General features: G+C 40.4%; 11 protein-coding genes. 9 read left to right on the top strand and 2 right to left on the bottom strand.

What is annotated here, in order from left to right; all coding sequences use genetic code 11:
• Window positions 1-6: 6 nt before the first annotated feature.
• The 7 genes from BM390_RS11090 to BM390_RS11060 all read left to right on the top strand — a co-directional run bounded on the left by BM390_RS11090 (window position 7) and on the right by BM390_RS11060 (window position 12267).
• Window positions 7-909: a carbohydrate ABC transporter permease gene (locus tag BM390_RS11090; RefSeq protein ID WP_089854819.1), complete on the top strand. Its 903-nt coding sequence runs from the start codon at window positions 7-9 to the stop codon at window positions 907-909.
• 12 nt (window positions 910-921) lie between these two features.
• Window positions 922-1770 carry a carbohydrate ABC transporter permease gene (locus tag BM390_RS11085; protein ID WP_089854816.1) on the top strand — a complete coding sequence of 283 codons (849 nt, stop codon included), beginning with the start codon at window positions 922-924 and terminating at the stop codon, window positions 1768-1770.
• 28 nt (window positions 1771-1798) lie between these two features.
• Window positions 1799-2431 carry a YesL family protein gene (locus BM390_RS11080; protein WP_089854813.1) on the top strand — a complete coding sequence of 211 codons (633 nt, stop codon included), beginning with the start codon at window positions 1799-1801 and terminating at the stop codon, window positions 2429-2431.
• A 26-nt stretch (window positions 2432-2457) separates the two neighbouring features.
• Entirely contained in the window at window positions 2458-5613 is a 3156-nt protein-coding gene (locus BM390_RS11075) for a hypothetical protein (RefSeq protein ID WP_089854810.1), read from the top strand.
• A 173-nt stretch (window positions 5614-5786) separates the two neighbouring features.
• A complete protein-coding gene (locus BM390_RS11070; RefSeq protein ID WP_062322095.1) occupies window positions 5787-9584 on the top strand; it encodes a carbohydrate binding domain-containing protein in 3798 nt (1265 codons plus the stop codon).
• Window positions 9585-9767: 183 nt separating this feature from the next.
• Window positions 9768-10151 (top strand): ArsR/SmtB family transcription factor, encoded by a 384-nt coding sequence (locus tag BM390_RS11065; RefSeq protein ID WP_062322097.1) that lies wholly within the window; start codon window positions 9768-9770, stop codon window positions 10149-10151.
• Window positions 10135-12267: a heavy metal translocating P-type ATPase gene (locus tag BM390_RS11060; RefSeq protein ID WP_062322099.1), complete on the top strand. Its 2133-nt coding sequence runs from the start codon at window positions 10135-10137 to the stop codon at window positions 12265-12267. The genes BM390_RS11065 and BM390_RS11060 overlap by 17 nt, the downstream gene beginning before the upstream one ends.
• A gap of 53 nt (window positions 12268-12320) precedes the next feature.
• Here the strand turns inward: BM390_RS11060 and BM390_RS11055 are convergent, their stop codons facing one another.
• Window positions 12321-13403 carry an AI-2E family transporter gene (locus BM390_RS11055; RefSeq protein ID WP_062322101.1) on the bottom strand — a complete coding sequence of 361 codons (1083 nt, stop codon included), beginning with the start codon at window positions 13401-13403 and terminating at the stop codon, window positions 12321-12323.
• Between the two features lie 157 nt (window positions 13404-13560).
• On the opposite strand from BM390_RS11055, the gene BM390_RS11050 reads away from it, so the two are divergent.
• Both BM390_RS11050 and BM390_RS11045 read left to right on the top strand, forming a co-directional pair.
• Entirely contained in the window at window positions 13561-14502 is a 942-nt protein-coding gene (locus BM390_RS11050) for a hypothetical protein (protein WP_089854806.1), read from the top strand.
• Window positions 14503-14630: 128 nt separating this feature from the next.
• Complete coding sequence (locus BM390_RS11045) at window positions 14631-14936, top strand: hypothetical protein (RefSeq protein WP_177220714.1); 306 nt, start codon at window positions 14631-14633, stop codon at window positions 14934-14936.
• A gap of 57 nt (window positions 14937-14993) precedes the next feature.
• Here the strand turns inward: BM390_RS11045 and BM390_RS11040 are convergent, their stop codons facing one another.
• Window positions 14994-15527 carry a hypothetical protein gene (locus BM390_RS11040; protein WP_062322108.1) on the bottom strand — a complete coding sequence of 178 codons (534 nt, stop codon included), beginning with the start codon at window positions 15525-15527 and terminating at the stop codon, window positions 14994-14996.
• Window positions 15528-15946: the final 419 nt, after the last annotated feature.

Raw genomic sequence — 15946 nt, 5'->3', positions numbered from 1 at the left:
ACACTCATGAAAAAAAGCCTCGAAGAAAAAAAGAAGACTGCACGGACGGCCTACTTATTTATCTCCCCGTTTTTTTTACTTTATGCTGTATTCGGGTTATTCCCGATGCTATTTAGTTTCTACTTAGCCTTCTTCAAATGGAACGGTTTAAGTGAGATGACCTTTGTCGGAATGGAAAACTTTAATTTTATTTTTACTGATCCAATCTTTTATGAAGCGATTAAGAACACCTTTATTATTGGGTTATTAGGGACAGCACCACAGATTATTGTCGGTATTTTACTAGCTTTTGCCTTAAACTCAACCTTGATTAAGTTTAGAAATACGTTCCGTACGATGATTTTCCTACCGTATGTAACCTCTATTGTAGCCGTCGCTATTATCTTTGGTGTTATCTTTAGTAACCAAGAAGCTGGTTTCATTAACTATATTTTAAGTTTCTTTGATATTGAACCAATCAACTGGAATATTCAGAACTGGCCAGTTAAAATCACGATTTCCATCATGGTATTCTGGCGTTGGGTTGGTTATAATACCATCATCTTCTTAGCTGGAATGCAAAGTATTCCAAATGCTTTATATGAAGCAGCTAAAATTGATGGGGCCACAGTTTGGCAACAAATCCGTCTGATTACGATTCCGATGCTAAAACCAACAATCACGTTCGTGGTCTTCACTGCAACCATCGGGGCACTACAACTCTTCACTGAACCACTTGTCTTCTTAGGTCGCAACTTGAGACAAGAAGGTATTACGATGGTAGCCTACCTTTGGAAAGATGCCTTTGTCTATAATGCCTTTGGTACAGCGTCAGCTGCGGCGATTGTCTTGTTCTTTATCATTATCATTTTCACAGGCGTCAACTTACTGTTAACCAACCGTATCGGTCGGACAAAGAAAGCACGATAGGAGGGGAAAAGAATGAACAATACAGAAAATCATACAAAAAAAAGAAACATTCAAAAAGCATTTGTGTATCTCTTTTTAACATTCGGCTCGCTCTTGTCACTGTTTCCGTTTTACTGGATGTTTACGATGGCAACGCGTACCAACAGGGAAATAAATTCGTTCCCACCGCCATTTACACCAGGTGCCGACTTAGTTAATAACTTTCAAAATGTTTTAGCTAATATGGACTTTTTCGGCTCAATGGCTAACTCGTTATTTGTCTCAACAAGTATTACTGTTGGTGTGTTATTCTTATGCTCACTCGCAGGTTATGCTTTTGCAAAATTAGAATTTAAAGGTAAGAAACTATTATTCTCAGTAATCTTAATTACGATGATGATTCCACCGCAATTAGGATTAATCCCGCAATACTATATCATGACGCAGTTAGAATGGATCAACACATTCCAAGCGGTCATTGTACCAGGGCTTATCAATGCGTTCGGTATTTTCTGGATGCGCCAATACATTCAAGACGCTGTACCTGATGAATTAATTGAAGCAGCTAAGATGGACGGTTGTTCAACATTTAGAATCTATTGGAATATTGTTGCGCCAACGGTCTTACCAGCTTTTGCGACACTTGGTATTATCGTCTTTATGCAAGCATGGAACGACTTCTTATGGCCATTAACTGTTTTAAGAGAGCCTTCCATGCATACACTACAAGTCGCGTTACGTACATTAAATGATGCGCGTCAGATGGACTACGGTATGATTATGTCTGGGACATTCTGGGCGACAGTACCACTGATTGTCATCTTCTTAATGTTCAACAAACTCTTTATTCAAAGTCTTTCTGAAGGTGCTGTAAAGAGCTAACTTTTAAAATTTATGGGAGGAAATAAACATGTCAAATAAAATTCAAATGGTTGCTGGATGGTTATCACAATTTATTATTTTAAATGTTTTATGGTTTATTTTTACTGTCCTTGGCCTTGGAGTTTTAGGGTTCATGCCTGCGACTGTTGCGGTATTTAGTGTCTCGCGTGACTTAATTAATCGCAAAGAAGGTGTGTCAATCCCAGTTTATTTCTTCCGCTATTATAAAAAGATGTTCCTATTATCAAATGGTTTTGGAGTCTTGTTTGCTTTACTCGGCTATATCGGCTATGTCAACTTTAAATTTATTCCATTCTTTTATCCTGAAAACATTCAAGTATACTTGATGGGTATCTTTATCGCAGGAGCTGTTGTTTTGACACTAACATTTATTAACTTATTTTCAGTGATGGCTCATTATGATTTAAAAGGATTTCAATACGTGAAAAATGCCTTTAGTCTCGTGTTCGCTGAACCAGGATTAATGCTGATGCAGTTATTTTGGATCGTTGCTTATGCACTTATTCTTATTTTCTTACCTAAAGTAACAATATTTATTGGTGTTAGTATGTTTAGTTATTTAATTATGTCGATTCATCTATCTCGCTTTGAGCGAATTAAACGAAAAAATGAAGCAAAAGCTATGCTTCTGAATGCATAATAGCATAAAGAAAGTGAGGGATCTATTTGTATCAACTCGATCAACACCACCATTTTAATATAGAAAATTATTCACATCAGCCAACCTTCTCCAGTTTTTTGCCGGGAGTGGCAGGCAAAAGTGGCTTACCGATCTGGGCCTTTTACGTTAACCGCGGTCAAGGGATTGCGAGTTTTGGTGTCCAAGATAAAGATCACGCCATTATGGAGTTTTTACCGGCAGATAAATCATACCAACTTGTTCAAACGCAAGGTTTCAGAACATTTATCAAAATTTTAAATGATGACGACACTATTGTCATTGAACCATTCGCCGCGCATGACACAACCGGGCATACACGGATGGAGATTGCTGAGAACATGTTAACTCTGCATTACCACCACCCCATTCATCAGTTTAAACTAACCATTAACTACTTTGCATTACCGAATACACCGGTGGCCGGTCTCGTGCGTGATGTGGCATTTACTAACCTCGCAGAAAATACTCGTCAATTCGAAATCTTAGATGGTTTACCAAGTATCTTCCCAAGCGGTGTTGAAAATGCGGCTTATAAAGAATTAGGTAATACACTAAAAAGTTGGTTTGATGTTAAAAACTTAGAGAATCATATGCCCTTTTATTTCTTACGTGGCAGTACAGAAGACTCTGCTGAAGTAAAAAGTATTACCCAAGGAAACTTCTATTACAGTACCGTTTATCAAGATGGTAAGGAAACAATCGCAAAACCAATCATTGATAAAAACCTCGTATTTGGTATGGATACAACATTACAAACGACCGTACCATTTAACACAAAACCACTTCAAACGCTCACAAAAGAAACAGAACAAACAACGAATCGTGTCTCTGGTGGGTTTACGCCAATTGAGACAAGTTTAACGTCTAAAGGAAGCATTCAGTGGTCGACGGTTGTGGGTTATGCGACGGGTTTAGACCATGTCAATCAGTACGTAAAAGAAGAACTAAACTTTGCTATGCTTCAAGAGAAAAAAGCAGAAGCCCTTACGATTACGGATGATATTACGGCCCCAATTACGAGTTCAACAAATGAACCGTTATTTGATGCATACAGTCGTCAGAGCTATTTAGATAATGGCTTGCGTGGTGGTTTCCCTCATGTGTTGACACACGATAATAAAGAAACGATATATTATCTTTATTCACGTAAACACGGCGACCTTGAAAGAGACTATAACTTCTTCTCGCTAAGCCCGACGTATTATTCTCAAGGGAACGGTAATTACCGAGATATTAACCAAAATAGACGATGTGATGTGTTTTTCGAACCACGTGTAAAAGATTATAACTTGAAAATGTTTATGAATTTGATTCAGTTGGATGGGTATAACCCACTCGGTGTTAAAGGGGTTAGATTCACGTTAGATACCCAAGCGTTTGACCTTAGTGCTTATGTTGATGAAGAAGATAAACAGGTGCTAAATACGTACTTTAAGTCAAGCTACACGCCAGGTGAGTTAAAACACTTTATTGAAGACGAGCGTATCTCGTTAAAGACAGATTTTGACGTGTTCTTAGCACACGTGCTAAGTGAATCAAAAGAGAACTTTGAAGCGGCCTTCCATGAAGGGTTCTGGGTTGACCACTGGACTTATAACCTAGATCTGATTGAAAGTTATCTAGCGATTTATCCAGATAAAACGGAAGAACTATACTTTACTAAGGATTATATTTTCTTCAATAGCCCAGCTGAAGTGAAAAAACGTGAAGATAAATATGTGTTAGTGAACGGACAATTAAGACAATACCATGCGCTTCACATGAATAAAGATAAGCCAGAAGCGGATTGGGTTAAAGTAATGAAAGACCCAAGTAGTATCTATCAGACAACGTTATATAGTAAATTGTTAACGCTTGGTCTTGTAAAGACGGCGACACTTGCGCCATTTGGACTAGGCATTGAAATGGAAGCGGATAAGCCAGGTTGGAATGACTCATTAAATGGCCTACCAGGGATGATTGGGGCTTCAACGTCAGAGTTATATGAAGTGAAACGCCTATTTGATCTGATGCTTGCAATTGATGAGGCAGAAGACATTTCGTTACCGATAGAAGTGAGTGATTTATTAAGACAAGTGCTTCAATCCATCCAAGCATTTAATAACGGTGAATTAACTGAACAAGCGTATTGGCATGAAGTATCGACGCATCGTGAGAACTATCGCGAGCGTATTTACGAAGGACTTTCAGGTGAAGAAGTCACTTATACAACCGCAAGCTTACGTGAAAACATGGCGTTACTTAATAATCGTATTAAACAAGCGATTATGGCAGTAGAAGCATTTGACGCTGAACTGATTCCAACATACTTCTATTTTGAAGCGAAAGATGGAAAAGTCAGCTATACCGAAGCGGATAAAATTGATGTGAGTGCACTTGAATTTGAGGCGAAAGCTGTGACGCCTTTCTTAGAAGGCTTAGTTAAAGCACTGAAGTTAAAAGATAATCAAGAAGAAGCAAAAGCTTTATATGATCAAGTGAAACAATCAGCGGTTTACGATGACAAATTAGGTATGTATAAAACATCGATGTCAATTAAGAACGAACCAGATGAGCTCGGTCGGGCTGGCGCCTTTACGCCGGGTTGGTTAGAGAATGAATCTGTTTTCCTTCATATGGAGTACAAGTATTTACTTGCGACTTTAAAATCTGGTCTAACGAAAGAATTCTTTACTGATATGAAACAAGCGTTAATTCCGTTCTTAGACCCAGCGAAGTATGGACGCTCGACTCTCGAGAACAGTTCATTTATCGCCAGTTCAGCCAATCCAGATCCAAGTCTTCATGGACGGGGATTTGTCGCTAGACTGAGTGGGTCAACGATTGAATTTATGAATATGTGGTTTGTGATGATGACAGGTGGAAAGCCGTTTGAAGTAGAAGACGACACACTTGCCCTTAGACTTAACCCGCAGCTAGCAGGTTGGATGTTTAAAGAAAATGGCGAGCTAACCGCTACGTTCTTAGGACAGACGGAGATTACTTATGTGAATCCAACGCGTCAAGATACGTTTGGTGAAGCGGCAGTTAAGCCTGAGCGTTACGTTGTTACATTTACCGATGGTTCAACAGAAACAGTAGACAGTGCGATAGTTAAAGGTGATATCGCTTACTGGGTACGTCAAGGAGAAGCGACGAGAATTCGTTGTGAGTTATCTTAGTGATAGGGAAAAGAGATCGAAAGGTCTCTTTTCTTATGACACAAAAAGAAAGCGCTTTCGTAACTTTCGTTGAAAAAAGACGGAATTTTCGTAAAATTAAAGGAGGTGATACGAAAATAGCATACATGCCGGAAGGGTACACTGTTTTAAACACAAATCAAGGAGGAACGTAGATGAAAAAACCTTTAAGTAGCCTGATTGTTTTAGCATTTATCACATTATTATTTATTGGGCCGCCAAATTTGATGGCGGAAGGAAACACCTCTGATTGGGAATTAACGTTTGAAGATAACTTTGAAGGTGACATATTAGATACTGACATCTGGTCATATGATATTGGTAACGGTTTTTACGAACCTGACGGTACCTTTGTGCCTGGCTGGGGAAACCAAGAATTACAATCGTATCAAGAAGATAATGTACGTGTGGAAAATGGTCAATTAATCATTGAAGCGAAAAAACAAGTCGTTGAAGATGGTGAAGGTACATACAACTACACATCAGGCAAAATCCACACGAAAGGCAACTTTAGTCAAACCTACGGTCGCTTTGAGGCGAGAATGTCCTTACCAGAAGGTCAAGGATTTTGGCCAGCTTTTTGGATGATGCCAGAAGATGATGTGTATGGTGCTTGGGCGGCATCAGGTGAGATTGATATTATGGAGAATGCCGGTGCGACACCTAATAAAGTTGGTGGGGCGATTCACTACGGCTCGCAGTGGCCAAATAATACGTATACAGCCAGTGACTATCATTTTGAAGATGGTTTTGACACGACAGACATGAACACCTATGCGGTGGAATGGGAACCAGGCGAAATTCGCTGGTACGTCAACGATGTCTTGTATCAAACTTTAAACAACTGGAGTGCTAAAGATAGTACGAATGCAACAAAGTTTAGCTACCCAGCGCCATTTGATCAAGACTTTTATATGATTTTAAACTTAGCTATCGGTGGTTGGTACGGCGGCGGTCCTAATGAGGAGACGGCTTTCCCTAACCAAGTAAAAGTAGACTATGTACGCGCATATGAAAAAGCCAGTTATGACGCGCCAATGGAACCTTCTTTTGAGGCCGAAGAGCTACCGGCAGATGCCAAAGTAGCTGTTGATGGTAACTATGTCTATGACACAGATTACAATGAAGGCTTTACGACGCTTCAGACAAATGATGACGTCGCAAATAACTGGGACGCCACTTACTGGAACTTCTTAAAGCTTGATGAGTTCGGTGGCGATGGTTCTGTTAGTACAGAGACAATAAATGATGATACCTTCGCAAAAATCGATGTGACGAATGGCGGCAGTCAAACGTATTCATTGCAACTTATTCAAAATGTGACCGTAGGTAAAGGTCGCTATTACAAGTTAAGTTTTGATGCGAAAGCGGATGCCAATCGTCCAATCAATGTCAAAATTGGTGGCGGTGCTAATCGTGGTTGGACGGCTTATTCACCAAGTGAAGATTATGATTTAACGACGGACGTTCAAACGTATGAGATGGTCTTCCAAATGCAGCATGATACAGACCCATTAGCTCGACTTGAGTTTAATGTTGGTAACAATACACAAGGTGTCTCAATTGGTCACGTTGTATTGGAAGAAATAGATCCAGTAGACCCATACAATGAGAGTAATCCAAAGAAGCCATTACCGAATGGTAACTATATTTATAACGGAACATTCGATCAAGGGGCGATGGACCGGTTAACTTACTGGGATATTGCGGCACCATCTGCAGAGGCAAATGCGTATGTACCTGAATATACACGCGTATTTACTGCCATAATCACGGATGGTGGAGATAGTGCGGAGGCGTTAAGATTAGCGCAAACAGGCCTTCAATTCACACCAACCGATGACTATCAGTTGACATTTAACGCAAAAACAGACGCAGCGCGTGATATTGAGATTGGTTTTGTGAGCGCTGATGGTAGTACCGTTTACGCAAAAGAAACGGTCGCTTTAACGGAAGTGTTTGAAACAAAAACAATCACACTAACGATGACGGATGTAGAAGACTTAAATGGTCAATTCGTCTTCTTCTTAGGCGGAAGCGATGCGGATGTGATGTTAGATGATGTCGAATTAATTCGTCTAACAAACAACAATACAAGTCTGACATTAGGAGAGCGTTTCCCATTACGTAATGGACGATTCAATCAAGGTTTAGAATACTTTGGTGTCCATAATCAGGGCGAACATGAACCGACGTCTGTCGCAACGCTTGGTGTAGAAGAGGGTACTTTTGTCGCAAATATTGAAAACACTGGTTGGGAACCATGCCACTTAATGTTAATGCAGAATGCGATGACTTTAAAAGCAGGAGAAACCTATACCGTTTCATTTGATGCATCGTCAACAGTTGAGCGTCAAGTAGATGTCGTTGTAGAAAATGCTGGTTATCATCGTTACTTCTCAGATATTGTGACACTAACGGAAGATACACAAACATTTGAGTACACATTTGAGATGACAGAAGACGATACCGTTGATTTTAAATTCTTACTTGGTGCTATTGAAAGTGTTGCTGACTTACCCGCGCATGAAGTGACAATTGATAATATCGTTTTAGAGGTTGAGGGTTCAAGTGAAGCTGCCTTCTTATTAGACAATGCCGATTTCAGTCAAGGTTTTGAAGGGTGGATTACGCATTACCAAGGTCAATACGATGGTCCATCACAAGCTGATTTTACTGTAGAAGATGAGATGGCGAAAATTTCTATTGATCATGTTGGCACAAATCCATGGGATATTTCCCTTTCTCAAGAAGGGAAATCAGTCACAGCTGATCAAACCTACATCGTCTCATTTGATGCTTATGCAACTACTGCTCGTGATATTGAAGCGGTGATTGATAATGGCGAAGCAGGCGGTTATGTACGCTCTTTAAATGAAACAGTATCATTAACAGAGGAAGTACAAAACTACAGCTACGAAGTAACGATGCCACAAGATGATATTGTCGGTCTTAAATTCCTTCTAGGTGCTTTAGAAGGCGCACCAGCTGATTCTCATGATATATTCATTGATAATGTAAGATTTGAATTAGCTGGTGTACGTGATTACCTATATGGCACTGAAATCAGTACACCAGACGAGGACCAAGATCAAGTTGAGGACCAAGACGAAGATGAAGACCAAGATCAAGATGTTAATGGCGATACGATTATCGTGAATGATAAGGCAATTGAAGCCATTCAGAAAAATCAACCCTTTAAGATTGAAATAACAGATGGGAAAGTCACAAAGGTAATAATTTCGAAAAAACAACTAGATATGTTGAAAGATAAAGGTGCGATAATCCAGATTGAAAAAGCAGGCGTTCAAATGATTATGCCAGCAAGCAACTTAAATGGCGATATTACCTTTGATGTCGCACCGAGTAATGAAGAAGGTCTGACACATCAAAGCGATGCTTTAAGTGACGTTTATAGCTTCAACGTTAGTGAAAACGGCGTCGTTAAAAAAATATTTGAAACACCCGTTACTTTGAGTTTTAAAGTTAAAGACACAGATGCTGATACATCAACTTTAAAAGTGTACTACTTTAATCCAGAAACAAAGACTTGGGAACTCGTTGGCGGAGAATTTGTTGACGGTGAAGTTGTTGACGGTGAAGTTGTTGTAGATGTTGATCACTTTAGTACGTATGCTGTATTTAGTACAGATACCTTTGTGGTAACTGATGCGAATGAGGACTCTGAAGAGGTAGTAAACACACCACCAACTGATGAGTCAACAGATGAAACAACAAATGAGACACCTACGGATGAAGAAAATGTTACCGAAGATACAACGAATACTGATGAAGTAGTGGGCTCAGAGAGTGAAACAGCTGAGACAGATGAAAGTGGGGACCGTTTACCTAAAACAGCAACTAACCTTTACTTATTGATGCTTGTAGGGATGATGTTGTTACTAATGGGTGGGACCACACTCATCTTTAAAGAACGACGCGTAAGAAATTAATTTATCCCTCCTTAATATGTATAGAGTAACAGGCGTATGTCTTAGGCATACGCCTGTTACGTGTTTACAAGCCAAGTTTGAGATAAGGGGGGAGAATGAACATATTAACGATCATTGACAAACATTCAAACGATGATTAAAATGAAGTTAATCAAATGAACGTTTGAATGAAAGGGTGTTAAGATGACAAACCAAGCAAAAGAAACATGTGATGTGGCGGTTTTTAATGAAGATAAAGTCTATCGCGTCAAGGAAATGGTTGAGAGTGAAAACATTTTAGCCGTGAGCGAGATGTTTAAAGCGTTATGTGATGAAACAAGGTTAAAGATTGCTTATGCCTTAACGCAAGAAAATAAACTCTGTGTCTGTGATGTTGCGCATATCATTGGTTCCTCGACAGCAACAGCGTCTCACCATTTACGTCACTTAAAGAAGTTAGGTCTAGCGAAAAGCTACAAAGAAGGAAAACAAGTGTATTATCAATTAGATGATGATCATGTGAAGACGTTGATCACGATTGGATTGGTACACCAGAAAGAGGTGGAACGACGTGACAACCTCATCTGATTTTGACGCACAAACCTATCGGGTCAAAGGATTTTCTTGTGCGAACTGTGCCAAGACCTTTGAAAATAACGTGAAAGACTTACCTGGTGTTTATGATGCCAAAGTTAATTTCGGTGCATCAAAAATTACTGTCAGTGGTGAAGTATCGATTGATGCGCTCGAAAAAGCAGGCGCGTTTGAGGGATTAAAACTATCGGTAGATGGTATAAAAAAAGCAAGTCAAACTACTGAAACACCAGAAGTATTGCCGTGGTACCAACAATATGAAACAGAATTATTTGGTGTGTTATTTTTGGTGTTAGGCATTGTCTCAAGTGTCATGAGTGGTCATAGTCATCCAATGACAGCGATGCTTATTCTTGTCTCAAGTGCGACATTAGGTTTACAACTCTTTAAAAGCGGGATGAAGAATCTGACCCGTTTCACCTTTGATATGCGAACATTAATGACGGTAGCTGTCATAGGTGGTGTCCTCATTGGTGAATGGTTAGAAGTAGGGATTGTCGTCATGTTATTTAGAGTAAGTGAGTTACTTGAGGCTTATTCGATGGACCGCGCGCGACAGTCGATAGCGTCACTCGTGAATATGGCACCAACACAAGCGCAAATCAGACGCCCATCGGGTGATGAGATGGTGGATGTTGACGAGATTCAGATTGGGGACGTTATGGTCGTGAAGCCAGGTGAAAAATTGGCGATGGACGGCGTAATTATAGAAGGAACCTCACTGATTAACCAAGCGGCTATTACCGGAGAGAGTATGCCAGAAGAAAAAGTCCCTGGTGACGATGTCTATGCTGGAACGCTCAATACCGATGCCCTATTACTCGTTCAAGTAACCAAACGTGTTGAAGATACAACGTTACAAAAAATCATTCATTTAGTTGAAGAAGCGCAAGGAGAAAAAGCCCCAGCCGAGCGTTTTATCGATGCGTTTGCGAAAGTGTACACGCCGATGATTATGCTGATCAGTGTAGTCGTCATGAGTGTCCCTCCGCTTGTTTTCAATCAGGACTTCTCAACGTGGTTCTATCAAGGGTTGGCGATCTTAATTGTCGGTTGCCCATGTGCCCTTGTTGTCTCTACCCCTATTTCGATTGTGTCAGCGATTGGGAACGCGGCTAAGCGCGGTGTCTTGATTAAAGGTGGTGTTCACTTAGAGACACTGGGTCGCATACGTGCGATCGCTTTTGATAAAACAGGTACGCTAACCAAAGGCGAACCCTTTGTCACGGACACTGTCATGATGGATGGAGTGAATGAAATAGATGTCTTTCGTATTGTCTACAGCTTAGAAAAGGATACGACGCATCCACTCGCAAAGGCATTAACTTCAAAGGCAGAAGCGTTGATTGATCCAACGATGGCTTTTCCGCTAAAAGCCATCACTTCTTTACCTGGTCGTGGTATAAAAGGTGAAGACCAAGGGGTCATCTATACCGTTGAAAGTCCGAAAAGATTTATGGATAGTCTCTCACCATCAGTCAGTGAGGCCATTCAAGCGTTAGAAACAAAGGGTCAAACTGTTGTTGTCGTAACAAAAGACACACAAATCCTTGCCTACATGGCCATTGCTGATGAGGTACACGAGAATGCACGCGAGACATTACGTCAGCTTCATGACTTAGGTGTAAAGAAAACTGTTATGTTAACGGGAGATAATCACCGTGCCGCAACAGATATCGCCAACAGACTGGGAATAGATGATGTCATGTCGGAACTCTTACCTGAAGATAAGTTAGCTGTCATTGAACAACTGACAACTGAGTATCAATACGTGGCCATGGTCGGTGATGGTGTCAATGATGCGCCTGCGATGGCTAAAGCAAGTGTGGGTATTGCGATGGGAGCTAAAGGCACAGACACAGCCCTTGAGACAGCGGATATGGCTTTAATGACCGATGATTTAACGCTATTATCTTTTGCTGTTCGTTTAAGTAGACAATCCCTACGGATTATAAAAGCAAACGTCACTTTCTCACTCCTCATTAAGTTAGTCGCGCTATTATTAGTCATCCCTGGCTGGTTAACGCTTTGGATCGCGATTGTGTCAGATATCGGAGCGACTTTACTTGTGTCGCTTAATAGTATGCGTCTAATGAAAGTTAAACCATAACGATAATTAACCCGCCCAGAAACAGCTGTTTCTGGGCGGGTTGTCTATGCGCTTTAAATTAAATATTGTTCCGATGTCTTTTTATGATTCAAGTATTCATGATAGAAATGCGTGACGGTCGCTTTAGTGACGGCATACATAGGTACGGCTAAGATAAACCCGATAAAACCAATCGTCGCTCCAGCGGCAATCATAATGACAACAACAGTGAGAGGATGAACATTTAACACTTTACCCATCACGTTTGGTTCAATCAGGTTGCCTTCAATTTGCTGGACGACAATCATCACAACAGCCGTCCAAACGCCTGTCATCGGGTCTTGAAAAAAGCCAATCAGAACAGCAGGAATGGCAGAAAGCCAAGGACCAAGGTAGGGAATCACATTCATAAACAAAGCAAAAATCGCCAGGATAAGTGCATATTCAAGCCCAACGATTAAGTAACCAATCAGTAACATTGTTCCGACGCTAAAGCTGATGATCATTTGCCCTTGAATGAACGAGCCTAATGAATTATTAATGGAGGCAAACAAACGTTCTAAACTATCTTTTTTCTTTGGACTAAAGAATTGTGTGACAAACGGGATGAATTTCTTTGAGTCCTTTAACATAAAGAATAAGAAAAAAGGGATGAGGACAAACGATACAACAAAGTTAAAAATCGCCCCAATCGCATTAAAAATCGAGCCAACGGCTTCTTGCGCATAACCACTTAGTTGATCAATGATATCATCAACCGAGGTGTTAAATTCATCAGGGATATATTGTTGATTTGTTTCAACCCAACGGAGGGCTTCCTCGAGCCACGAACGAAAAGCAGGTGCGTTATCTGATAGTCTGTTTAATTGTTCTTGAACCATTGGGATGAGGAAATAAACGCTAAAGGCAACGACAAGCATAATCACCACAAACACAAGTATAACCGCGAAAATTCGCTTTATATTAAAGCGTTCAAACAACCGAATCAATGGCTCGGTCACATAGAACAAAAATCCCGCCCCAATAATCGGTAGCGCGATGGACGTTATGACAGTCCCAATCGGTTGAAGAATAAAATCAATTAATGATAGAAAATACAAGATCGCTAGAATAAGTAACGTATATACAAGAAAACGAAAAACCTTCGTCTGTGTCAACAGTCTCACATTCCTTTCTGCTATTTTTTTGTCTTTACATCTATTCCCTTTAAGCGGTGGGTTTTAAACAAAAAATGCATCAATAGACCAGTGTATGACCCGACATAAACGGGAACAGTACAAGTAGAGAGGTGCGAGAAGAAAAAGGGGGAAAACAATGAAAAAACTATTGGCTTTATTGTTAGTGATTCTACTCACCGTTGTTGCGTGTAATACGTCAGAAGAACCAGAGGACCAAGGGGCTGAAACACCATCTGAGACAGAGACAGAACAACCAACAGATGAAGACACAGAGGGTGATACAGAAACGGAGTCTGATGATGAACCATCTGATGAAGAAGACGATGGTTACACAGAGGTAGACTATGAGGCAGTAGTCCCGGTAGTCACGCATGTGTTTGATGAAAATGAGGAAATGATGTTGATTCATATGGAGACATCAGCCGATCCGTTAAACCAAGATGAGGCGTTGATGATGAGTTTACAATTGAGTGATCAAACAACGAATGAGGCATTTACGGGACTCGTGTCTGTGGAGATAGCTGATAAAGAGGCGACACTGAACTTTGAAGGTGGACAACCGTTTGTGTCTCTGGCCTCTGCTGAACATATGATGCTCGATCAGATGTTTTATCAACTCGGTGCATTTTATAATATCGATACCTTTATCTTTACGGTAGATGGTGAAGCGGGTGTCGATTACGGTCAGGTAGGTTTCATTGAAGCATTACCAGTAGAGGATATGGCTGTGACAGGTGTTGTCGAGGTCACGAATGAGACCTTGTTAGAAGGTTATCAGGCACCTGTATATCGCTCGATTCGTGACATGGTACCACTACAATTAGACTCATTTGAAGAAACGCTTAATAAGACAGCAACCTTTGTCGCACCAGAAGGGTATAAACGCGTTTTTGAGGGTGTAACGATCGTTGATGTAAAAGAAACCGGTGCTCAGATAACGTTGACCGTGACTGGTGAAATAGAAGAGGATACCGCTCTGGTGCATGCTTTAGCTATTATGGCGACCGCATTTGATTTTGATACACTCACCGTGGTCAACGAATCAATGATGACACGAACAAAAGTCACCTTGTACTAACACAATTATAGCCACAAGTAAGATACTATGTACTAGTCTGATTTGTGGCTATTTTTTACAAAAAAGATATGTTACAGTGGAGGTGGAGTTATTTAGAAAGGAGTTTTTATATGGTTGATTACATACCTATGATCGTTTCGATTAGTATCGTACTTATTGTTAATCTCGGCTTCTGGTTGTTTTATCGAAAACGGCATAAGAAGGATAAAGGCTTTGTGTTCGCTTACTATCACCTAAGCTATCGCCGACGTTTTAAGCGTAACCTCTGGACAATGCCAGTCATTATTCTCAGCATCGTAGTTGTTTATATAGTAGACTTTTTACCGCCATGGTTTAAGCACGGTTTTCTAGTCGCTGCCAGTATTATAACAGTTGTTGAATTAGTATATAATTATAGAAAAGCAAAACAAGAAGAGCACAATACGTCTGAATAACAGGACGACGACAAAAACGCGCGAAAAAAGAGTGCTCTCTTTCTCGCGCCTAAATATCTATGAATTAAATAAAGCGGTAATGTCTCCTGTTTCAGGGTCAACAAAATACCAATCAAAAGTGGAGGTATGCGTTTCACCATTACCATGATCAACCACTTCAAAAACTTGGATGCGGTAATGGCCATTATCATCTTTACCATCATATAGGTAAGTCATGTCCATATAAAGACCTTCTGCTTTTAGGTAGTCTTTTACTAAGCGAATAGCATCATCTGAACTATAACGTCCACCCGATTCACTATTGTCAGTCTCGTGTGATGACTCGGTGTCATCTGTCGTGTCGTCCGGATGTGTGTCCTCTGCTGTTTGGTCGCCATTATTTGCCGACTCATCCGATGCCTCAGGATCTTCATCTGTTTCATCGTCCGCCTCTGTTGCGTCATCATTTTCTTGGTTATTTTCTGTTGTGTCTGTGCCATTATCCTCATCTTGTTGGTTTATATCCGAATCATCAACAGGTTCTGTATCTTCGTTACGACAAGCCGTCAAAATCAAGCCAAAAGCAAGGATGATATAGACTGATTTTTTCATTTTCTAAAGCCTCATTTCTCTATGATTACTTGTAGTTTTTCTTCTCATAATAGTAAGGGGAATAAGTGGTAAAGTCAATCGGCCTTCTGGTTGATTTTCATGGTAGTTTATCGCTTTAGGGCGAGAAGACACCTTCCTCAAGTGCGTCAGCACTAGGCGGGTGATGAATCGATTTTTTGAATATTTTTGAAGTGACAAACATATATTCCGCGTGGTATAATTAAAACATTAACAGTGACCGTCACAAAACAAAGAGAGGATGGGTATCATGGGCATGAAGGCCATTTTTTCAAATCGCTTATATAGGTATAAGATCGACCCTGACTTTGTTATGTCCATGGATCACACCCTTCGGGTGTTTAATCAAGCCAAACATTTTCGTTATCAAGCGGAGGTCCGGGAGCTTAGGGGCGTGAAAG

The organism is Halolactibacillus miurensis (assembly GCF_900116255.1).
Classification (GTDB): Bacteria; Bacillota; Bacilli; order Bacillales; family Amphibacillaceae; genus Halolactibacillus; species Halolactibacillus miurensis.
The sequence above is the reverse complement of the archived record's forward strand: the minus strand, read 5'-3'. Positions and strand labels throughout refer to the sequence as shown.

Coding starts and splice junctions, on each gene's coding strand:
- BM390_RS11090 (WP_089854819.1), top strand. CDS start 7: ATGAAAAAAAGCCTCGAAGAAAAAAAGAAGACTGCACGGACGGCCTAC.
- BM390_RS11085 (WP_089854816.1), top strand. CDS start 922: ATGAACAATACAGAAAATCATACAAAAAAAAGAAACATTCAAAAAGCA.
- BM390_RS11080 (WP_089854813.1), top strand. CDS start 1,799: ATGTCAAATAAAATTCAAATGGTTGCTGGATGGTTATCACAATTTATT.
- BM390_RS11070 (WP_062322095.1), top strand. CDS start 5,787: ATGAAAAAACCTTTAAGTAGCCTGATTGTTTTAGCATTTATCACATTA.
- BM390_RS11065 (WP_062322097.1), top strand. CDS start 9,768: ATGACAAACCAAGCAAAAGAAACATGTGATGTGGCGGTTTTTAATGAA.
- BM390_RS11050 (WP_089854806.1), top strand. CDS start 13,561: ATGAAAAAACTATTGGCTTTATTGTTAGTGATTCTACTCACCGTTGTT.
- BM390_RS11045 (WP_177220714.1), top strand. CDS start 14,631: ATGATCGTTTCGATTAGTATCGTACTTATTGTTAATCTCGGCTTCTGG.
- BM390_RS11040 (WP_062322108.1), bottom strand. CDS start 15,527: ATGAAAAAATCAGTCTATATCATCCTTGCTTTTGGCTTGATTTTGACG.